The 20611-nt window shown below is 70.8% G+C and carries 19 protein-coding genes and 1 pseudogene; 9 read left to right on the forward strand and 11 right to left on the reverse strand.

Annotated elements, in window-relative coordinates; all coding sequences use genetic code 11:
* Positions 1 to 78: 78 nt before the first annotated feature.
* Both dapC and fdxA read right to left on the reverse strand, forming a co-directional pair.
* Positions 79 to 1197 (reverse strand): succinyldiaminopimelate transaminase, encoded by a 1119-nt coding sequence (gene dapC / locus ABZ208_RS31275; protein ID WP_356912828.1) that lies wholly within the window; start codon positions 1195 to 1197, stop codon positions 79 to 81.
* Between the two features lie 91 nt (positions 1198 to 1288).
* Complete coding sequence (gene fdxA / locus ABZ208_RS31280; RefSeq protein ID WP_003985062.1) at positions 1289 to 1609, reverse strand: ferredoxin; 321 nt, start codon at positions 1607 to 1609, stop codon at positions 1289 to 1291.
* Between the two features lie 114 nt (positions 1610 to 1723).
* Here fdxA and ABZ208_RS31285 point away from each other — a divergent pair, with 114 nt between their 5' ends.
* Both ABZ208_RS31285 and ABZ208_RS31290 read left to right on the forward strand, forming a co-directional pair.
* Positions 1724 to 2734: a GNAT family N-acetyltransferase gene (locus ABZ208_RS31285; protein ID WP_356912829.1), complete on the forward strand. Its 1011-nt coding sequence runs from the start codon at positions 1724 to 1726 to the stop codon at positions 2732 to 2734.
* 18 nt (positions 2735 to 2752) lie between these two features.
* Positions 2753 to 3577, forward strand: a complete 825-nt coding sequence (locus tag ABZ208_RS31290) for a transglutaminase-like domain-containing protein (RefSeq protein ID WP_328396854.1) — start codon at positions 2753 to 2755, stop codon at positions 3575 to 3577.
* Between the two features lie 351 nt (positions 3578 to 3928).
* Here ABZ208_RS31290 and ABZ208_RS31295 read toward each other — a convergent pair.
* Both ABZ208_RS31295 and ABZ208_RS31300 read right to left on the reverse strand, forming a co-directional pair.
* Positions 3929 to 4063: pseudogene (locus ABZ208_RS31295) on the reverse strand (recombinase family protein); the annotation flags it as partial.
* Positions 4023 to 4271 (reverse strand): hypothetical protein, encoded by a 249-nt coding sequence (locus tag ABZ208_RS31300; protein WP_356912830.1) that lies wholly within the window; start codon positions 4269 to 4271, stop codon positions 4023 to 4025. The gene ABZ208_RS31300 and the pseudogene ABZ208_RS31295, both read right to left, overlap by 41 nt.
* Before the next feature lie 982 nt (positions 4272 to 5253).
* On the opposite strand from ABZ208_RS31300, the gene ABZ208_RS31305 reads away from it, so the two are divergent.
* Genes ABZ208_RS31305 through ABZ208_RS31325 form a run of 5 tightly spaced genes read left to right on the forward strand, consistent with a single transcriptional unit; the run spans position 5254 to position 9818 of the window.
* Entirely contained in the window at positions 5254 to 5364 is a 111-nt protein-coding gene (locus tag ABZ208_RS31305) for a keywimysin-related RiPP (RefSeq protein WP_107050258.1), read from the forward strand.
* 26 nt (positions 5365 to 5390) lie between these two features.
* Positions 5391 to 7247, forward strand: a complete 1857-nt coding sequence (locus ABZ208_RS31310; RefSeq protein ID WP_356912831.1) for a lasso peptide isopeptide bond-forming cyclase — start codon at positions 5391 to 5393, stop codon at positions 7245 to 7247.
* Between the two features lie 29 nt (positions 7248 to 7276).
* Complete coding sequence (locus ABZ208_RS31315; RefSeq protein WP_356912832.1) at positions 7277 to 7531, forward strand: lasso peptide biosynthesis PqqD family chaperone; 255 nt, start codon at positions 7277 to 7279, stop codon at positions 7529 to 7531.
* The gene (locus ABZ208_RS31320; protein WP_356912834.1) at positions 7528 to 7962 is read left to right on the forward strand and encodes a lasso peptide biosynthesis B2 protein; all 435 of its coding nucleotides are present in this window, start codon (positions 7528 to 7530) and stop codon (positions 7960 to 7962) included. Before ABZ208_RS31315 ends, ABZ208_RS31320 begins: the two co-directional genes overlap by 4 nt.
* Entirely contained in the window at positions 7959 to 9818 is a 1860-nt protein-coding gene (locus ABZ208_RS31325) for an ABC transporter ATP-binding protein (protein ID WP_356912835.1), read from the forward strand. The genes ABZ208_RS31320 and ABZ208_RS31325 overlap by 4 nt, the downstream gene beginning before the upstream one ends.
* 202 nt (positions 9819 to 10020) lie before the next feature.
* Here the strand turns inward: ABZ208_RS31325 and ABZ208_RS31330 are convergent, their stop codons facing one another.
* The 3 genes from ABZ208_RS31330 to ABZ208_RS31340 form a co-directional block, all read right to left on the reverse strand.
* Positions 10021 to 12372, reverse strand: a complete 2352-nt coding sequence (locus ABZ208_RS31330; RefSeq protein ID WP_356912836.1) for a Tn3 family transposase — start codon at positions 12370 to 12372, stop codon at positions 10021 to 10023.
* A complete protein-coding gene (locus ABZ208_RS31335) occupies positions 12332 to 13063 on the reverse strand; it encodes a DUF4158 domain-containing protein (RefSeq protein ID WP_356912837.1) in 732 nt (243 codons plus the stop codon). The genes ABZ208_RS31330 and ABZ208_RS31335 overlap by 41 nt, the downstream gene beginning before the upstream one ends.
* Positions 13064 to 13155: 92 nt before the next feature.
* Positions 13156 to 13287 (reverse strand): DUF397 domain-containing protein, encoded by a 132-nt coding sequence (locus ABZ208_RS31340; protein WP_356912838.1) that lies wholly within the window; start codon positions 13285 to 13287, stop codon positions 13156 to 13158.
* A 294-nt stretch (positions 13288 to 13581) separates the two neighbouring features.
* On the opposite strand from ABZ208_RS31340, the gene ABZ208_RS31345 reads away from it, so the two are divergent.
* Complete coding sequence (locus ABZ208_RS31345) at positions 13582 to 14076, forward strand: hypothetical protein (protein WP_356912839.1); 495 nt, start codon at positions 13582 to 13584, stop codon at positions 14074 to 14076.
* A 51-nt stretch (positions 14077 to 14127) separates the two neighbouring features.
* Here ABZ208_RS31345 and ABZ208_RS31350 read toward each other — a convergent pair whose 3' ends face one another.
* From ABZ208_RS31350 to ABZ208_RS31365, 4 genes are all read right to left on the reverse strand, one after another.
* Positions 14128 to 16365, reverse strand: coding sequence for a hypothetical protein (locus ABZ208_RS31350; protein ID WP_356912840.1), 2238 nt, complete (start codon positions 16363 to 16365; stop codon positions 14128 to 14130).
* 245 nt (positions 16366 to 16610) lie between these two features.
* Positions 16611 to 17120 carry a DUF6113 family protein gene (locus ABZ208_RS31355; protein WP_356912841.1) on the reverse strand — a complete coding sequence of 170 codons (510 nt, stop codon included), beginning with the start codon at positions 17118 to 17120 and terminating at the stop codon, positions 16611 to 16613.
* Complete coding sequence (gene mshB / locus ABZ208_RS31360; RefSeq protein WP_356912842.1) at positions 17117 to 18037, reverse strand: N-acetyl-1-D-myo-inositol-2-amino-2-deoxy-alpha-D-glucopyranoside deacetylase; 921 nt, start codon at positions 18035 to 18037, stop codon at positions 17117 to 17119. The genes ABZ208_RS31355 and mshB overlap by 4 nt, the downstream gene beginning before the upstream one ends.
* A gap of 36 nt (positions 18038 to 18073) precedes the next feature.
* Positions 18074 to 18268 carry a hypothetical protein gene (locus ABZ208_RS31365; RefSeq protein WP_328396877.1) on the reverse strand — a complete coding sequence of 65 codons (195 nt, stop codon included), beginning with the start codon at positions 18266 to 18268 and terminating at the stop codon, positions 18074 to 18076.
* A 168-nt stretch (positions 18269 to 18436) separates the two neighbouring features.
* On the opposite strand from ABZ208_RS31365, the gene ABZ208_RS31370 reads away from it, so the two are divergent.
* Positions 18437 to 20608, forward strand: a complete 2172-nt coding sequence (locus tag ABZ208_RS31370) for an alpha/beta fold hydrolase (RefSeq protein ID WP_356912843.1) — start codon at positions 18437 to 18439, stop codon at positions 20606 to 20608.
* Positions 20609 to 20611 lie beyond the last annotated feature (3 nt).

Raw genomic sequence — 20611 nt, forward strand, 5'->3', positions numbered from 1 at the left:
CCCCGCGCGCCGCGGCCGCGGCGCCACGCCCGACCCGCGACCGCGCCCCCCCCCCCGCCCCGCCCGCCGCGGGACCGCCTAGCCCAGGCGCTTGACCGCGGCCTCGACGCGCTCGTCCGTGGCCGTGAACGCCACCCGCACGAAACGCTCGCCTGCCGTCCCGTAGAAGTCGCCCGGCGCCACCAGGATGCCGAGGCCGGCCAGATGCGCCACCGTGTCCCAGCACGGCTCGTCGCGCGTCGCCCACAGATACAGGCTCGCCTCGCTGTGCTCGATGCGGAAGCCGTGCGCCGTGAGGGCCGTACGCAGCGCCGTGCGCCGGGCCGCGTACCTGGCGCGCTGCTCGGTGACATGCGCGTCGTCGCCGAGCGCCACGACGGTGGCGGCCTGCACCGGCGCCGGCGTCATCATGCCGCCGTGCTTGCGGATCTGGAGCAGCTCGCCGAGCACGGCCGCGTCACCGGCGATGAAGGCGGCTCGGTAGCCGGCCAGGTTGGAGCGCTTGGAGAGCGAGTGGACGGCGACAACGCCCTCGTACGTACCGCCGCAGACGTCCGGGTGCAGCACCGAGACCGGCTCCGCCTCCCAGCCCAGCTCCAGGTAGCACTCGTCGCTGAAGACCAGCACCCCGTGCTCACGCGCCCAGGCGACGATCCTGGCCAGCTCGTCCTTGGCCAGCACCGCGCCGGTCGGGTTGGACGGCGAATTGAGCCACAGCAGCTTGAGGCCGGCCGGGTCGAGCTCTCCCCCTGCAGGGTCGGCCGCGAGTGTCTCGGTGTCGTAGACAACCGCTTCGGCGCGGGCGAGGCGCGCACCGACCTCGTACGTGGGATAGGCGAGGCGCGGGTAGGCGACCTTGTCGCCGGGACCGAGACCCAGCTGGGTCGGCAGCCATGCCACCAGTTCCTTGGAACCCACGACCGGCAGGACGTTGGTGTGTGCCACCGACACCGCACCGAGCCTGCGCTCGACCCATCCGGTGAGCGCGTCACGCAGCGCCGCCGTACCCCACACCGTCGGGTAGCCGGGCGAGTCCGCCGCCTCCACCAGTGCCTTCTGGATCAGCTCCGGCACCGGGTCGACGGGCGTGCCGACCGAGAGGTCCACGATGCCGTCCGGGTGGGCCGCTGCCGTCGCCTTGTACGGCTCGAGCTTGTCCCAGGGGAAGACGGGGAGGCGCGAAGAGACTGCGGCCACTGGGGCGCTCACTTTCTGGTACGTGGGGCGTCAAACACCTCGGTCCCGTACGGACGACGAACCGTACGGGACCGGGGACATGGAGATGTGATCAGCCGTTCTGCGGCGGCAGAGCGGCGATGAACGGGTGGTCTCGCTCGATGAGGCCGAGCTTGGAGGCACCACCGGGCGAACCGAGCTCGTCGAAGAACTCGACGTTCGCCTTGTAGTAGTCCTTCCACTCCTCCGGGGTGTCGTCCTCGTAGAAGATCGCCTCGACCGGGCAGACCGGCTCGCAAGCACCACAGTCGACGCATTCGTCCGGGTGGATGTACAAGGACCGGGAGCCCTCGTAGATGCAGTCGACGGGGCACTCCTCGATGCACGCCTTGTCCTTGACGTCGACACAAGGCTGCGCGATGACGTAGGTCACGCTGTCGTTCCTCCTCGGTAAGGGCTGGCTTGCGCGGGAGCGCGGCGTCGTCGATGCCCGCCCCTAGTATCTCCGTTCTTGGGGACGATCCGAACAGGAGGGGCACACAGAGCTGTGGAATTCACTGCGGGCGGACGGCTCGAGGTTCGTATCACACCTGCTGACGTGGGCAAACGGGTGTCGGTACGGCGCTTGAGCGAGGGTGAAGCGGGAGCTCAGAAGTTCACCGACACGGTCGGTGTTCTCACATCCTGGAACGAGGGTGTGCTGGTGATCACTCGCAGGTCCGGGGAGAGCGTCCGTATCGCGGAATCGTCGCTGGTCGCCGGCAAGGTCGTGCCCGCCGCTCCGGCCCGCAGGAAGGGTCCTTCGGCGGGTTTCGAGGAGCTCGCGAGGGTCACCGCGCGGGCCTGGCAGCCGGTGGAGAGCGAGCGGCTCGGCGCATGGGAACTGCGCGCCTCGGGCGGCTTCACACGGCGCGCCAACTCGGTGCTGCCGCTCGGCGACCCCGGAGTGCCGCTCACCGAGGCGCTGGAGCGGGTGCGCTCCTGGTACGCGCGGCGCGATCTGCCCTCGTACGTACAGACGGCGACCGGCGCCGCCGGGACGCAGGAGCAGTTGTGCGCGGAGCTGGAGGCGCGCGGATGGCGGCGCGAGGTGTCGGCACAGGTGCAGACCGGGGCGCTCGCGCCGGTGGGCGACCTGGACGCGGACGTGTCGCAGGTGCGGCTCGCGCGATCGTGCGACGAGACGTGGCTACGGCGCTACCAACGGATCGGTGTGCCCGGACCACATGTGCTCAGGGTGCTGGGCAGCGGCCCTTCGGTGTGGTTCGCCTCTGTACCCGGCCCCACGGTTGCCGGCACCGGGGAGATTCCGGCAGCGATCGGCCGGTGTGTGGTCGACGGACGCTGGGCGGGCTTCATGGCCGTGGAGGTGGACCCGGCCTACCGCCGTCAGGGCCTCGCGACCTCCGTGATGACCGCGCTGGCGCGCCGCGCCCTGGACGAGGGCGCGTCGGCGGCATGGCTGCAGGTCGAGGCGGACAACGGTGCGGCTCGCGCCCTGTACGAAGCGATGGGTTTTGCGATTCATCACCACTACCACCACTACCGGTCGGCCTAGACGGGGTACGAGTCGCATATGTACGACGCATCGTGGCGGGCGCGTTTCGCGGAAGAGGCCCGCGCCGAACGTCCCGATCTCGCGCTGCTCTGCCTGCTGATCGGCACCGAGGCGGACCCCGCGCTGGACGAGGCCGGCCTGGACGCCGCCCAGATCGAGCTGGACCGCCTCGCCGGGATGCTCCCGTTCGGTCTGCGCACCCCCGAGGCCTGGGCGACGGCGCTGGCCGACCTGCTGGGCGCCCGCGAGGGCTTCCACGGCGCTCCCGCCGACTACCAGCGCCTGGAGTCCTCCCTGCTCCATGCGGTGCTGCGGCGCCGCCGCGGCCTGCCGATCCTTCTCTCGGTCCTGTGGACGGAGGTCGCCCGCCGCGCGGGCGCGCCCGTGTACGGGGTCGCACTGCCCGGACACTTCGTCGTCGGCTTCGGTGACCACGACGGGCAGGTCCTGGCCGACCCCTTCGCGGGCGGCCGCGTCCTGACCGGCCCGGATGCGGAACTCCTGGTCGCGGGCGCGACGGGCACGCCTCTGACCCCGTCGATGCTGACCCCGGCCCCACCGCTCGCGGTGGTGCTGCGCATCCTGAACAACATCCGCGCCTGGGCTGCGCCGCGGCCCGAGCGCTCGGACGTGGCCCTGTGGGCGATCGACCTGTCGCTCCTGCTCCCGGCCCACCCGGCCCGGCTGCGCTACGAACGGGCCCAACTGCTGGTCCAGCGAGGAGAGTTCCTGACAGGCGCCGACGAGATGGACGCGTACGCGGATGTGGTGTCCGAGGTCGAGCCGACGACGGCGGAGGCGATCAGGGGGCGGGCACGGGCGGCGCGGGCCATGCTGAACTGAACGTGTTCGCGCGAACACAGCAGCGGGCCGACGGCCTGCGCGGCTGCCCACCCCGCGGGTGACGCCCGACGCCCGTCGGACCGGCGCCTGTGAGGGACGCCCTGGCCGGGTAGGTTCGTCGTGTTCGCGCAGCATGCGCATGACGGTGGCGGGTGAGGGGTGCTGGCCCTTCTTCTGGCCGTTGGCGATGACGAGGCGGGAGGCGATGTCGCGGAGGCTCATCTCTTGCTCCCGCAGGTGGAGGGCCATGGAGAGCATGTCGGTGTCGGTGACGCTGGCCCCGCCGATGGTCTTGCCGCGCTTGCGGGCGGACTCGTGGCCTTCGAGGGTGCGGTCGCGGATGTACTCGCGTTCCATGCCGGAGAGAGCCGCCAGCACGGTGAATACGACGCCGGAGGGGTCGTGCGAGCCCTGGAGCTCACCGGTGAGGAAGTGAAGGCCGACGTCACTGGCCTTGAGCTCTTCGGCCAGCGTCGCCAGCTCGATGCCGCGGGCCGAGTCGTTTGTGCTCGTGGACGACGAGGGTGACGCGGACGCCGGAGGCGCGCAGTTCGCCGGCGAGCTTGACGGCCTTGTCCAGCTCGGGCCGTTGGGTGGCGCGGGTGGAGATCTTCTCGGAGAAGATCCGGGTGGCGCCCGCCTCGGTCAGCGAGTCGAGCTGGGGGGTCCAGGGACTGGCGGGCCGTGGACGCACGGGCGTAGCCGAGGCGGACGTGTCCGACCGGCTCGGTGCCGGCACCCTTGGGCCGGGGCAGCTCGTTCCAGACCGAGCCGGGCTTGCGCACGGCGGGGGTCGGTACGTTCAGCGCCTTGACGAGTTTTGGCACCAGCCGGAAGCGGGCGGTGTGGTACTGGATGGTCACCTTGCCCTTGCCGGTGCGGCACGGCGAGCCCGCCGGGGCGGCACAGGTGGACATCGGGCAGGCGTGCGATTCCACGCGCTTGAAGCCGTCGCTCACGAGCCCTGACTGTTTCATGAGGGTGTTTCAGCCGTCGAGCTATTTGCAACAACACATGAAACATGAAACCCGCAGCATGATCGGCGCGGGGCACGGTGTTTCACGAGCGACCACCTATGAACACGGCCCCCGGTTCGGGCCGGTCAACTCGCGTCCGTGGAAACCACCTCAGAAGAACGGATGTGGCTCATGCGGTTCTACCGATTGAACCGCGGATACGCGTTCTGCTCGATCGAGGTCGCGATAGAGAGGCCTGCCCCTGCCCTTGGACCGTCTGCGAGGCAATGGGGATCGGCGGCAGTATCCAGCCATTCAGGCAGAAGAAGCGGGGAAGGGAGCGCGGCGGCAAGATCGGAGTGCGCCCCGGCGGCTCCGTCCGGCTCCAGTCGGCGCGCCCTCTTCGCCGCACCCACCGTGTGCTTCTCGATGCGCAGGTCGAATCGTTTTTCCGTCCTTACGCGCATCCCGCTCGCCTGATGTTTCATTTTTGACGAACCTCGTGAGCCGCAGTACAGCTCTCTGGCCACTTTAGAACTTTACAGATCATCCCATTTTCTCTAGTGACCTTGCTTTGGCATCCACCTATGCACGTAGCTATTTGGGTACACCCGCTTCCTTGTTCCGGCTCCCGATGAGCCTGGACGGGACGGCAGTGAACCGGTCTCCGGTTCCCGGCCGGCCAGGGGGCGGTCGTGACACCCCATGTGAGGAGAAGTCATGAAGAAGGCTTACGAGGCGCCGACGCTGGTCCGGCTCGGGACGTTCCGGAAGAAGACCGGGCTCTTGCAGAGCTCCGGCAACGACCGTCTCATCCTGAGCAAGAACTGACGAGCGACGGTTCCTGACCCGACGTCATGACTGAACTGCACGAGAGTGCGGGGACGGGCCCCGGCGACGCGCACTTCACGGTCTTCACCGACCGGGAGGACGCGGCCGCCGTGGCCCGCTTCTTCGCCCGCCCCGGAACGCGAATCCTGCAGCACGCTTCGGGCCGGCCCTGGCTGGTGGGGCGGTGGCACGATGAGGAGATCGTCACCGCGCGCGCCGGCCACACGGTCCTCGCCGTCATCGGCTGCTGTCCGGTCGATGCCGCAGAGCTTGAGCGCCATGCCGGGAGGCTGCGGGATCTTGCCGAACTCGACGCCCTGGCCCGCTCCCTTCCAGGGAGCTTCCATCTCGTCGCCGCGCTCGGCGGGCGGCTCAGGGTGCAGGGCACCGCCTCCGGGCTCCGGCTGGTCTTCCATGCCTCCGTTGACGGAACACAGGTGGCTGCCAGCCGCGCCGACGTACTCGCCGCGGCGCTCGGCGTCGACCCGGACGAGGAGCAACTGGCCGTCCGGCTGCTGTGGCCCATTCCCCATCCACTCGCCGAGGCACCCATGTGGCGAGGCGTCACTTCCGTGTCTCCCCAGGACGCGCTGATCGTTTCGCCGGACGGCCGGAGCGTGCGTCACTCGCGCTGGTGGGCACCGCCGGAGCCGGTACGTACTCTCGCCGATGGCGCCTCTCTCGTCCGCGAAGCCCTGGCCGCGGCGGTCGATGCCCGTACCCGGCAGGGTGGCGTGGTCAGCTGCGACCTGTCAGGCGGCCTGGATTCCACCTCCGTCTGTTTCCTGGCGGACCGCTCACCGGCCCGGGTAGTGGCCAGCACCTGGCCTGGTCGTGACCCCGCCGACACCGATCTGTACTGGGCAGAACAGGCCGCCCGCTCGTTGCCGGACATCGACCATGTGGTGTGGGACGCCGATACCTCGCCGCTCGTCTACACGGGCCTGCTCGGCATCGATGACCTGCTGGACGAACCGACCATCGGCGTCATGGACCGCTCAAGGGTCCTGCACCACCTGCCCGGCCTGGCGGAGCGGGGCAGCCGGTTGCACCTGACCGGCATCGGCGGCGACCACGTGGCCTGGTGCTCGGAGGCGTACTACCACCGGCTGCTCCGCACCCGCCCGCTGTTCGCGCTGCGCCAGCTGCGCGGCTTCAGGGCCCTGTGGCAGTGGCCACTTGGCGGCACGGCACGCGCGCTGGCCGACTCGCGGCCGTACGGGAAGTGGCTGGCCGACTCCAGCGGCCGCCTGCGAGACCCACTACCCGCCACCGTCAGCACCAGCCTCGGCTGGGGCATGCCCCCTCGCCTCTTCGACTGGGTCACCCCCGACGCCGAACGGATGGCCCAACGGGCGCTGCGCGAGGCCGCCTTGACCGCCGTACCGCTGCACCCGGACCGCGGCCTGCACACCGACCTCGAACAGATCCTTTCCTGCACCCGCATCATCCGCCAGTGGGACCGGATGGCTGCCCGGGCCGGTGTACCGATGGCCTCGCCGTTCCTCGACGACCGCGTCATCGAGGCATGCCTCGCCGTGCGCCCGAGCGAGCGTGTCACGCCCTGGCAGTACAAACCCCTCCTGACCGCCGCCATGAGCGGGATCGTGCCCGATGCGTGCCTGCGGCGCACCAACAAGGCCGCCGCTTCCATGGACGCATCCAACGGACTGCGCGAACACCGCGCCGATCTGCTGGCGCTCTGGGAGGACTCCCGGCTGGAGCAGCTCGGACTGGTCGACGGCGCAGCCCTGCGCCGGCTCGCCCAACGCCCGGCCACACCCGAACTGCGCGACGCGATCCTCTACTCGACCATCGCCGCTGAGGTGTGGCTGCGCGGCCTCCACCGAACCACCGGGCCCAAGGCTCCCGCCTCCTCATGACCACCGTTCCGCTGCAGAAAGGCACACGCATGACATTGAAGTTCGGCGCCAATGTCTCCACAGCCGAGACGGACTACGGCACGGTCCTCCTGGACGAACGAGCCGGGGACTATTGGGAGCTGAATCCCACCGGCACCCTGGTGGTCAACACGCTGATGGCGGGCGGTGACGAAGCTGCCGCGGTCGCCGCGCTCGCCGACGAGTTCGACATCGACCTCGTCCAGGCGAAGCAGGACGTCGACGCCCTCGTACAGCAACTGCGGGCCTCGGGGCTGGCCGAATGACGACGCCCAGCGCCCTGGAGCGGCCCACCGGCGTGCCCTTCGCCCGGCGCCTGGCCGCCCGTCTCGTCCTGATCCCCGCCCTCGTGCTCTCACTCCTGCCGCCCCGCCGGATCCGCGCCGTGCTCCACCTCGCGTGTCGCAGAGCCACGCCGGCCACCGCCGCACAGGCGAAGAACGCACGGGACGCGATGTGCGCGGTGAGCCTGCGCTGCGCCGGGCCGAAAGGCTGCCTGCCCCGGTCGCTGGGAGCCGCGCTGCTGTGCCGCCTGGGAGGGAGCTGGCCGGCCTGGTGCACCGGGGTGCGCGTGGTGCCGCCGTTCACGGCGCACGCCTGGATCGAGGCGGACGGCCGCCCCGTGGACGAGGGTGTACCCGACGACTACTTCACCCGGCTCATCACGGTCGCTCCCGGGAGCCGATCAGGCCGATGACCGACACCGTCGTGGATCAGGCGCAGCAGGCGGCCGAGGGGGACCGCTCCACCCGGGCCGCGGTCGCCACCATGTACCGGCTCACCACCGGCCACCGGGCCTCCATCACCGTCGCCACCGTACTCACCCTCGTCGGCTCGGCGCTCGGGCTTGCCCAGCCGCTCGCTGCCAAGCACGTCGTGGACGCGAGCGGGCGCGGACAGATGTTGTGGCCACTGTTGCTGCTCCTCGCCGGGCTGTTCGTCACCGAAGCGGCGACCGGCGCAGTAGGCCGCTTCGTTCTGGAGCGCATGGGCGAAAGCATCGTACGAGGGCTGCGCCACAGCCTGGTTGGGCGGCTGCTCCGGCTGGAGATGCGGGAGTACGACCGGCACCGCAGCGGCGACCTGATCTCCCGGGTCACCGCCGACACCACCCTGCTCAGAGAAGTCGTCTCCCAGGCACTGGTCGATCTGGTGACGGGTGCCCTCGTCGCGGCGGGGGCGATCGTCCTCATGGTGTGGATCGACCCGCTGCTGCTCCTACTGGTCGCCCTCACCGTAGCTACCGCCGCCGTGATCGTCGCCTCGCTTCTCAAGGGCATCCGGGCTGCCTCCGAACGCATGCAGACCTCCGTCGGCGCGATCGCCGCCGACCTCGAACGCGCCCTCGGCGCCCTGCCGATGGTCCGGGTTCACCGAGCCGAGGACCGTGAAGCGGCCCGCATCGGAAAATGCGTCGAGGCGGCGTACAGCGCCGGCGTACGGACCGCGAAACTCGCCTCCGTGATGAGCCCCGCGGTCGAACTCGCCGTCCAGGGCTCCTTCCTGATCGTCCTGGTCATCGGCGGCCTGCGGGTCAACGGCCACGCCAACTCCCTCGGCGACCTGGTCGCCTTCCTGCTGTACGCCTCCTACCTGGTCCTTCCGCTGTCCTCGGTCTTCCGGGCGGTCGGCCTGATCCAGCGCGGCATGGGGGCTTACCAGCGCATCGAGCAGGCACTTTCCCTGCCGGCGGAGCCCTCCCAGCAGACCCCGGCCGTACGGGCATGCACGCGCGAGGCGGCCCGGCAGACCCTCTCGTACCAGGAGCCCGCCCTCGCCCTGCGGAATCTCAGCTTCGGCTACGACCCGGACCGGCCGGTGCTGCGCGGCGTCTCGTTCACCGTCCCCCACCGGCAGCAGACGGCCCTGGTCGGCCTGTCGGGTGCCGGAAAGAGCACGATCTTCGCCCTCGTCGCCAGATTCCACGAACCGGACTCCGGGACCCTGCTCTTCGACGGCCTGCCCGCCACCGAACTGAGCCGCACCGCATGCCGCGGACGCATCGCCGTCGTCGACCAGAACGCCCACGTCGTCCACGGCACCCTCTGGGACAACATCACCTACGCCACGCCCGAAGCCACCCAGGCAGAAGTGCAACACGTCGTCGAGCTCGCCCAGCTGGAAGGCGTCGTGCGGCGGCTGCCAGGCGGCTTGTCGGGATTGCTCGGCGAACGCGGCGGCACCCTGTCGGCGGGAGAGCGCCAGCGGGTGGCCCTGGCCCGCGCCCTGCTCGCCCGCCCCTCGATCCTCCTGCTCGACGAGCCCACCTCCCACCTCGACACCATCAATGAGACCGCGCTCACCACAGTGATGAAGGACGTCGCCCGGGAATGCGCCCTGCTGGTCATCGCACACCGGCTCTCCACGGTCCAGCACGCCGACCAGATCGTCGTACTGGACAACGGCCGCACCGCCGCCCGCGGACGTCACGAGGAACTACTCATCAGCAGCCCCATTTACCGCGAACTGGCGGCCGGACAGATGCTCCGCCCGGCCAACGCCCAGACCTCCCCCGTGACGACCGTCCGCCCCCACCCACGCCACCCGCTGTGAACCGGACACGGACACGACGCCGAGAGCGCCTCAGGCAGCACGGCCAGCCATCACCCTGGGTCAGGGCGACGGCGACGGCCAAGCCGTTGCTCCCTGCCGCGAAGGCGTCCGGCACCGACGACGTCATCGCCGGACACCTCCACGAGGCCCACATCGGCACCACTTCGCCCGCGCTTACGTCATCCCCGTCGGCTGACCGAGGTTATTCCTCGGAGGCGGCCGGGTCGCGCAGCGGGCGCAGCGAACCGTCGCCGTGGGAGCGGACGATCGGGTACCGGCCATGGAAATTAATGTGTTCGTGGACCAGCGGAGAGAGCCGGGAACGGATCTCCGGTGAGATGGTCAGCCCGCCGGCCTGAAGCTCCTTGACGGCGGCGTCCATGTAGAGGGTATTCCACCAGACCACCGCGTTCAGCGCCATGCCCAGCGCCCCCAACTGATCCTCCATCCCCTCCCGGTAGGCGTGCCTGAGTTCGCCGAGCCGTCCGAAGAAGATGCTCCGGGCCAGCGCGTGGCGGCCTTCGCCGATGTTGAGCTGGGCACCGATCATGCGCCGGTATCCCTCGGAGTCGATGAACTGGAGCAGGTGGGGGGTCTTGAAGATCCGGCCGTAGTGCGCGAACGCGTCGCCCAGGCCCGTCATGCGGTCGCCGCTGGTCATCATCCGCAGCAGGTCGTACGCCCGCACCTTGCCGGTCTGCAACGACCCGGCGACGCGGAGCATGTCCTCCCAGTTCTGCCGGATCCGCTCGACCTGCACGCGCTGGCGTGAGACCGGCTGGAGCGGCCCGTAGTCCTTGGACATGTCCAGGCGCCACAGCCGCGCGTCGGAGATGTCGGCGATCCTGGGGGAGAACTGGTAGCCGCAGATCGCGAAGAGCCCGAAGACAAGGTCGCTGTACGAACCGGTATCGGTGATCACGATCTCCGGGCGGACCGGGCCGTCGAGATTGAACATCGCGTCCAGGATGCCGAGTGAATCACGCAGCGTGCCGGGCATCACGATGCCGCCCAGACCCATCACCCGGTCCGAGACGACGTTGAGCCAGGTCGCCCCGTGACCCGTCGAAAAATACTTCCGGTTCGGCCTGGTATGTATAGACCTGAGGGGGACAGTGAAGCGCATCCCATCGGCGGAGGCAACGTGCCCGCCACCCCAGTCCGAGGCGAGGTCGATATCACCCTGCCGGCCGACCAACAGACCGGAAGCGGCGCTCACACCGGGCAGGTTCCAGTAACCCCAGTCCGCCGCCGACAACCGCGAGCGGGTCAGCGCCTTCTCCCCCGGCTTGATGACCGGCTCCAACCCGATGTTCGTGGACTTGCTGACCAAAAGCGCGGTGAGCGTGAGGTCAAGATCCTGCGGCCGGGCGACCTTCCCGCCGATGTGCTCAAAGGGGTCGAACATGCCGGTCCGGGCATGGACTTCCAGCAGCAACTCCGGATAGTCGACCCTCGGCAGCATCGCCTGCACCGCGTCGTGCACCGGCTTGAACCCCACGGGCTCGGGCTCCGCCTCCAGCCGGTCCAGGCGGATCTTCCCCTCCAGGATGCCCACCGCCGCGTTCTGGGGCAGGCCCTCCGCGACATGCGCGTACATCTCATCCAGCAGCACCTCCAGCTCGCCCAGGTGCTCGTCCGCACTGCCCGAGAGTTCCAGCGCGGTCAGCACCCTCGGCCTCTTGACCTGCCAGTCCGGCCCGGACAACAGCCTCGCCCGCGGATCACCCCAGTTGTCCGCACCCCTGGCGAAAACATCCCGGCGCTTAAGCGCCGTGTGCAGCCCCTCCAGCACACAGAACGTCCACGCATGCTTGTCGATGTACCCGTTCGCCGCCAGCAGCGGATTACCCAGCACCAGGCGCCGCCACGTGCCGTCCAGCAGCGACGCGTCGATGTGCTCGGGACCGGGCTTGCGCCGAGCCTGAACCTTCGGCAGCTCCCGCAGCGCCTCCACCAGCGGCGTACCGGCCTGCGTCGCACCCCACGGAATCACCTCCGCCAGCAGCGAGGTGAACGGCCGCACCGTCGCGTACCGTTCCAGGAGCTGCTTGCGCCAGGCGGTATCCGCGTCCTCGTCCGTGCCCTCGGGCAGCAGCTCGCCGAGCTCCACGATCGCCTTGGCCAACTCTTCCCGGGTGACAAGCTGCTCGATCCGCTCCCACGCCTGAGCCACACTCAGCGGCACCGGCTCCCCGCCACCCTCACCGCCGTCGCTCTCGATGGGCACCTCGAGGAGCACGGAGACCGCCGCCTTCCGCAGCCGCGGCAGGCCCTTCAGCTTCGCCTTGTCCTCCTCACGCTCCGCACGGGCCAGCAGCTTCGTAGCCATCAACACATCGAACAGCGTCAGCGCGTCATCGACCGAGGCCCCCTCCAAGTGCCGCATCGTGGCCAGCACCGTCGCCGTACGCCGCGGCTCCGCCAGCCTGCGCAGCGTCGGCGCATGCGCGCTCATCCCGTACCGGGCCAGCTCCGCCAGCTTCACCGGCGGCACCCGCCACAAGTCCAGCTCACCGGACTTCACCCCGTGGATGTCCCGCGTCCGCTCCAACGCGGCCTTCTGCCCCCCGCCCCGACACATCCCGCGGACCCTTGCGCCACCCCTCCAGCACAGACCGTGCGGCCCCCTCGGGGACGTCGAGGAGCTCCAGCAGCCCCCGGCGGAACTCCGGCTCCACCGGGGCGTCCACCACCGAGTAGATCAACGACTGCTCGCCGGTACGGACCTCACCGACCAGTCGCGCCAGCTGAGTGAGCCCCGGCATCAGCACCCGGTTACGCAGCAGCCACGTCACCGCCCGGTCGAACAGCGCCCGCGGCCCCTCGTTCGACACCCACACCCGCCCGGCGATGTACTCCCGCAGGGCCAGGTCGCCGTCCTCGAAGTCGCGGATCTTCAGCAGCCTCCGGATCTCGCGGGCGTGCTCGTGCTGGGTGGGGGTCGGCAGCCGCTCCGGGTACAGCTTCAGACACGACGGATCATCGATCCCCAACTGTTCCGCGACGAACTCGGCCACCCCAGGCGGCACTTCGGCCGATGCCGACAAGAAAGTGCCCAGCATCCGTACGGTGCCCCACTGAACCGCCCAGCCCAGCCGATTGTGAGGCCGACGCTTGGCCGCCGCCTGCTCCAGCGCCACCGTGTCCAGCCGGAAGAACTCCTCCAGCTCCTGCGCTGACGGCTCCCCGGCGAAACGTCCATACCGGGCTGTCTGATCTTCTGAAAGATACTCAACAGTCACGACTCGTGACGCTAGGCAACAGGCGTCACAGTCGTCCCGGTAGTGATCGAACCGAGACCCCCCCGACCCATGCCATGATCATTCCTTAGCGTTCAATCCAGCAGCGTTACCGGCGGGACCCCGGCGTCGTCGACTTCGAGGCACTCGCCGCTGCTGCCGCCGCTGTAACTGGACTTGTGCCAAGCCGGAGCAAGCAGCAGCTCAAGGACGAGGGCTACTTCCACGAGTGGAAGGGAACAGGGGCCCGGTGGGCTCTGGCGGACCCGGCAGCTCGTCTCCAGCGTCCCGCTGACTGCCGAGGATGTCGCCCGGTTGAGGGAGGCCGCACCGGTGGAGCCCGCGCCGACCGCACCGGAACCGGCTGCCGGAGAACGGACCGTCGGTGAGCCGGACGACCCGTCCGTCGCTCGCCATCCAGAAAAGACCCCTGGGGTGAACACCCTCCCCCGCCCGACCACGCCGATACCGATGCGCGGCAACTCGTTGCCGCGCTACGGGAACTGGACCCTCGGCTGTGCGTGCCGCGCGGCATGCTGCGCCAGCTGGCCACGCCGGCCGCCCAGTGGCTTCGGCTCGGGCATACGCCCGATGCCGTGCGGGACGGGATCAGGCGCGGCCTGCCCGCTGCCGGCGAGAACATCCACCGGCCCGGTGGGCTGGTGCGGTATCTGCTGCGCGAGGTGCCTCCGGTCGAGGAGCCTTCGGAGCCGCCCAGGGTCGCCCTCATGCGCGAGTGCGCGGGCGAGCACACCCAGCCGCGGCTCTTCCGGCCGGTGGCGGACGAAGGGCTGTGCCCCGACTGCCGCCAGGATCGGGCCCAGGCGACGCAGACCGAGGCCACGGCACGGCCGGCCACAGGCGTGCCGGCGGCCGTACGCGGGGCTGCGGCCGCCCGAGCCGCGATGCCGTGCGGGGCGGGGCATGACCAGGTCGTGCACCCGGCATCCGGCCTGACCCCGGACCGCCGGTGCACTTGGGGTGCACCACGCGAACCGATCCGTCACCCGACGTAGGAGCCCCCGTCCCGGCGGACCGGGGCGGGGGCGTTACGAGGCGGGGAACGATCAGCTCGGATCGAGCTCGATCACGGCCGTACGCTCCGCCGGTGTCTTGCCGCGCAGCGCCGGGCCCATGGCCTGGGCGACGTCGTCCGCCGAGACCTGGTGCTGCTTGCCGTCACCCTTGGTGATCGTGATGCCGTCGAAGACGCCGTCGAGCAGCTGCTCGATCGCCTTCTTGTCATAGACCTCGACCAGCCGGCCGTCGATCGCCTTCATCGAGAGGATCTTGGGCAGCGACTTCGCCGGACCGAACTGGATCTCCTTGCCGCCTGCCTTGATCGTGATCAGGCCGGACATCGCGGGCTGGGCGAACTCCTTCATCGCACGGTCGAGCTCCGCCTGCCCGACGGTCGGCTGGCGGGTGGCGACCGGCAGCTGCACGACGTTCGGCTTTCCGGTCTCGACCTGGGCGCGGTAGGCGTCCTTGACCGCGATCATCGAGCGGGTGACGTCCAGCGCCTGGCCCGCCTTGCCGGGTACGGGGACGGCCTTGCCCGGTACGAACGTGACCGTGGCCTCGGTCGCGGTGCCCGAAGCGCTGCCGATGTCGGCGAGCGCGACGCTCAGCTTCTCCTGGTCCACGACGATCACCGGTTCCGCGACGCGCTCGCCGCCGAAGAGGGAGCCGATCACCGAGATGGGGTTGTAGTCGCTGCCCGCGGCACCGCGGACGGTCGCCTGGCTGTCCAGGGAGAGGCCTGCCTTGTCCGGGGCGAGCTGCACCTTCTCGCCGCCCACCGAGAGCTGGAGCGGCGCGCCCGCCCGCTTGCCGAAAGCGGCGTCGAGCTTGTTGACCGCCTCGTCCCGGGTGCCGCCGCCGATGTCGACGCCGAGCACCGTCGTGGACTTGGGCACGTCGGAGTGGTTGAGCAGCAGACCGGCGCCGTAGGCGATACCGACGAGACCGAGTACGCCCGCGCCGGCGAGGACCATCTTGGAACGGCCCTGCTTGGCCGGTGCGGATGCCGTCCGGGGCGCGGGCCGGGCGGAGGGGCCGGGCGTGACGGGTCCGGCGGCACCGCCGGGACCGCCCGCGAACTCGGGCGCGGAGAAGTCCGCGAAGTCCGCCTCCCCGGCCCGGGGGCCGGGGACCGGGGGCATGACCGGGTTCGGACCCGTGCCGGAGCCCGTGTGCGGCGGCGCGAACGGCGAGCGGTGCTGTCCGTCGGACGGGACCACGGGGATGCCGCTGGTCAGCGTGTCGCCGGAGACATGACCGCCGCCGCCCTGCTCGGGCGCGGGCTGCTGCGGGGTGAGTACCGCTGTGTCGTCGGACATCCGGGGCGCGCCGCCGGGACCGCCCGGGACGCCGGGACGGCCGGGTCCGCCGGGGCGGGGTGCGCCGGGACCACCGATCCCGGCAGGGCCCTGGCCGGGAACGCCCGGAGTGCCCTGGCCCGGAACACCGCCGGGACGCGGTGCCAGCGGCATGCTGCCGGTGGCCGGTCCACCCGTCGGGCCGGAAGGCCCGACGCCGGGCGGGCGTACGCCGAGCGGAGGGGTGTTCCGTCCCGGGCCGGGGGCGAAGCCGTTGCCGACGGGGGGCGGGGTGGTACCGGGAGCCCCGCCCTGCGCGGGACGGCGGGGCAGGCCGGGGCCGCCCTGCGCCGGACCCGCGGGTGCGGCGGGGGCCCCGGTCTGTTCGGCGAGCGCCGCCAGGTTGGACCGCGCACCGGGGCCGCCCGCACCGGCGCCGATCGTGCCACCGCCCGAGCCGTTCGCACCGGCGCCGCCGCCCTGCGGCGCAGGCGCGGGCGGGGGCGTGGGAGTCGGCGGGGCCGGCTTGCGAGGCGCGAACCAGTCGCTGCCTGCCGGCTTCTCCTCCGGCTGCGGCTCGGGGGCCGGGGCCGGCACCTGCGGCCGGGCCTCGGGCACCGGCGTGCTGCCGGTGCGCTCGCTGTCCTGACTGTTGCCGCCTGCGCTCTTCGCGCCGGCGCCGGCAGCTCCCGGACCGGCCTTCGCGGCGGCGGCCGCGTTCACGTCGCTCATCGGCGTACGCATGACGACCGGCGGGATCGGCCGCGAACCCGGGATGTTGATCCGGATGCGCGTCGTCAGTGTGGTCTCGGTCTTGGGTTCGTCCGGCTGCGCCTCAGGGGCCGTGGCGGGCTCGTCCGGAGCGTCCTGCGTCGGATGCAGCGACGGATACTGCCGGGTTCCGTACGGCGGCGTCCCAGAGGGGTACGCGGTCCCACCGCGCCCCTGGGGGCCGGAGGACGAACTGTCAGTTTCACGACTCAAAGCAGGTTCTCCCGGTTGGCGTCGCCGCCCGTTCTTACTGGACAGCTACTGCTGCGGGCGGCTCGGCGGCGCGCACCACCATACTGTCCGCTGCCGACAAAGACCCGGGGACTGCGGGAAGCGGCCCGGTGCCGACCGTGCGGACTCGGTCAGTTCAACGGCTTCCCACCCGTCGGGGTGACCGTTGGGGCGACCCACCATAGGGGTCGGCCGGACCTGCTGCGTCCTGGGGGTCCTACCTCCCGCTAGCCCTCAAGTCCGCCCGGCCGGCCGCCCGGTTGCAGCGATCGCGACATGGTGGCACACATCACAGCCAGTACCATCCCCCCGAGCATGAAGACAAGAGGCCCGATCCCGGCGGCGAACACACCGTCCCCCTCCGGGCGTCCGAAGCTGAGCACGACGACCGCCAGCAGCCAGCCGATGGCCGCCGAGGCCACGCCGAGCTGGGTGCCACACGCCCGCAGAGCGCCGTAGAACAGGGCTGCCGAACCGAGCAGCGCGAGCAGCAATCCGCCCGGGAACCAGGCACCTTGGACCAGCGTGCCCGCGACACCGACGACCGCTCCGAGGACGACGAGCACCAGATAGGCGGCCGCCCGCCCGGGGCGCGGCGCACTGGGCGGCCGGGTCAGCCAGCCGCCGGGAACGTCCGGCGCACCGGAAGCACGCCGAGCCCCGCGGGAGCCCGAAGCACCCGAAGTACCTGAAGCGCCCGAAGCACCCGAATTGCCCGGCCTTTTCCGCGCGCTCATGCCGTCACCATCCCCTGGACACCGACATTCCCCTCGATCCCCGCGAAGAGGTCGCGCTCACGCTCCCCTTCCGGCGCGCCCCGCACGCCGCTCACCAACTGGTAGTACTCGTGCGCGAAGAGAGGTTGCCCCAGATCGTTCGAGAGTGCGAAGAAGGGCCCGTCCACGGCGATTTGTGTGGCATGGGCGCGCATCGCGGCCGCCTTCTGCTCCGCGTACCCGGTGCCGTCGATCTCCGTGGTGATCTCGGAATCGCCCACCACGCCCGGTACATCCGTGATCTCGGCAATGCCCGGGAAGTCCGCTCCGCCGAGCGCGTGAAGACGGGCGAAGCCCTCCTCGGCCACCGACCGCGGGACGCGGTTCCAGTAGATCTTCGCGATGGTGTGGGCGTCGCCCAGGTCACGGCGGAAGGCGCGCTCGGCGGCCAGCTCGGCCGCCCTCATCGCGACCCGGTGCGCCTGGATGTGGTCGGGATGCCCGTATCCGCCGTTGGGGTCGTACGTGACCATCACCTGCGGCCGCACCGACCTGATGATCTCGACGAGGCAGGCGGCCGCCTCGTCCACGTCGGCCTTCCAGAAGGCGCCTTCACGGTGGTTCTGCTCGACGCCCATCATCCCGGAGTCCCTGAACCGGCCCTGGCCGCCGAGGAAGCGGTGATCGCTCACGCCGAGCGCCTTCATCGCGGCGGCCAGTTCGCCGACGCGATGGGCGCCGAGCCGGTCCTCCCGGTCGGGTGCGAGATGGGCCAGATCGGCCGGAATGACCTCGCCCTCCTCGCCGAGCGTGCAGGTCACCAGAGTGACCTGGGCGCCCGTGGCCGCGTACCTGGCCATCGTCGCGCCGTTGTTGATCGACTCGTCGTCCGGGTGCGCATGCACGAGGAGCAGACGACGGGCGGGAAGCTCCTTCATACCGGACAGCCTAGATGGGCCCGGCCGTGCGGCGGACTAGAACTTGATGCCCCCGATCATCCCCGCCACGTTGGTGGTCAGTTCGGTGATGGTGGGAGCCACCGACGAACTGGCGAGATAGAACCCGAGCAACACGCAGACCGTCGCATGTGCGCCCTTCAGCCCGGCTTTCCGGATCAGCAGGAAGACGACGATCGCCAGCAGCACCACCGCCGAAATCGAGAGTGCCACGGCGGTTCACCTCCATAGATATTCGGTCGGGACGGTCATGTTGCATGTGCCGGAGCAGATGTCATGGGGTTCATACCCACCTTGCGCTACGGATCATAACTATCCGTACCTTCGCATCGATCGGTGCACGGCAGCACACGGGGGCGCACGACCGCTAGGTTCGGTCGCATGACCTCGAGGCAGCAGCTCTCCTTCCCGCGTCAGTACGCCAGGACCCAGCGCTTCACGCTGGGCGCCCCCCGCGCCTTCACGGTGTCCCCGGACGGCTCGCGCGTGGTGTTCCTCCGTTCCTCCTCCGGCACCGACCGGTCGGGCCTGCTGTGGGTGCTCGATCTGGACGGGGACGGCGGCCGGCCGCAGGAGCGCGTGGCCGCCGATCCCCGGGACCTGCTCGGCGGGGCGGAGGAGAAGCTGTCGGCCGAGGAGCGGGCCCGGCGTGAACGCAGCCGCGAGGGGTCGGCCGGAATCGTGGGCTACGCGGCGGACCAGGCGGTCGAGCTGGCGGCGTTCGCGCTGTCCGGGCGGCTGTTCACGGCTGAGCTGCGGGCCGGCACCGCGCGCGAACTGCCCGTTCCGGGGCCGGTCCTCGACCCGCGGCCGTCCCCGGACGGCCGGCACATCGCGTATGTGGCGCGGGGCGCGCTGCGGGTGACGGGCGCCGAGGGCGAGGACGACCGGGCGCTGGCCGAGCCGGAGGACGAGCACACGGCTTACGGCCTGGCGGAGTTCATCGCCGCGGAGGAGATGGGTCGCTCGCGCGGCTTCTGGTGGGGGCCGGACTCGGACCGGCTGCTGGTGGCCCGGGTCGACGACCGGGAGGTACGACGCTGGTGGATCGCGGACCCGGCGCATCCCGACCGGGAGCCGGCGCAGGTCGCCTATCCGGCGGCCGGGACGGCCAACGCCGAAGTGCGGCTGTATTTCGTGGCACTGGCGGACGGCGCGGAGCGCACGGAGGTGCTCTGGGACCGGGCCGCCTATCCGTATCTGGCCCGGGTGCACTGGTCGTCCGAGGGGGCTCCGCTGCTTCTGGTCCAGTCGCGTGACCAGCGCATCCAGCTGTATCTGGCGGTCGACCCGGAGTCGGGCGCGACCCGCACCGTGCATGTCGACGAGGACCGGGCGTGGCTGGAACTGTCCCCCGGGGTGCCTGCCTGGGCACCGGGCAGGTCGTCCGCGCGGGACTTCGGCGGGGGACGGCTGGTACGGATCGCGGACGAGGGCGGAGCGCGGGTGCTCGCGGTCGGGGACCGGGTGCTGACCGGGGCGCAGTTGCAGCTCCGCGCGGTGCTCGACATCGACGAGAGCGACGTGCTGGTGTCGGCGGCGGCCGGGGAGGAGGCCCCGGAGCCGGAGGTCGGCGAGATCCATGTGTACCGGGTCAACGAGCTGGGCGTGGAGCGCGTCTCCCAGGGGCCCGGGGTGCACGGCGCGGTGCGATCGGGCGGGGTGACGGTGCTGTCGTCGTCCCGTACGGACACCAGTGGCGCGACGGTGCAGGTGCTGCGCGACGGCAAGCAGATCGCGCAGGTCGCCTCGTACGCGGAGGAACCGGTGCTCACGGCCCGGCCGCGGCTGGTCGAGGCGGGGGTGCATCGCATCCCGGCGGCGGTGCTGCTGCCGGCCGGGTACGCGGAAGCCGACGGTCCGCTGCCGGTGCTGCTCGATCCGTACGGCGGGCCGCACGGTCAGCGTGTGTTCGCCGCACACCATCCCTATCTGACCTCGCAGTGGTTCGCGGATCAGGGGTTCGCCGTGATCGTCGCGGACGGGCGGGGCGCGCCCGGCCGGTCGCCGGCCTGGGAGAAGGCCGTCAAGGACAACTTCCCGCTCACACTGGACGACCAGATCGAGGCGCTTCAGGCGCTGGCCGCGGAGTTTCCGCTGGACCTGGAGCGGGTGGCGATCCGGGGCTGGTCGTACGGCGGCTATCTGGCGGCCATGGCGGTGCTGCGCCGCCCGGACGTGTTCCACGCGGCGGTGGCGGGCGCACCGGTGACCGATCTGCGGCTGTACGACACCCACTACACCGAGCGGTATCTCGGAGATCCTCTCGAGCAGCCGGAGGTGTACCGGGCCAATTCGCTGGTCGGCGACGACGGGCTGACGGTGGCGGAGACTCCGCACCGGCCGCTGATGATCATCCATGGTCTGGCGGACGACAATGTGGTCGTGGCACACACTCTGCGGCTGTCCGCGGCGCTGCTGGCCGCGGGTCGCCCCCACGAGGTGCTGCCGCTGACCGGGGTGACACATATGACGCCGCAGGAGCAGATCTCGGAGAATCTGCTCCTGCTCCAGGTGGACTTCCTGAAGAGGTCACTGGGCATGGACGCCTGAGAT

The sequence above is a fragment of the Streptomyces sp. NPDC006208 genome, assembly GCF_040613775.1.
Classification (GTDB): Bacteria; Actinomycetota; Actinomycetes; order Streptomycetales; family Streptomycetaceae; genus Streptomyces.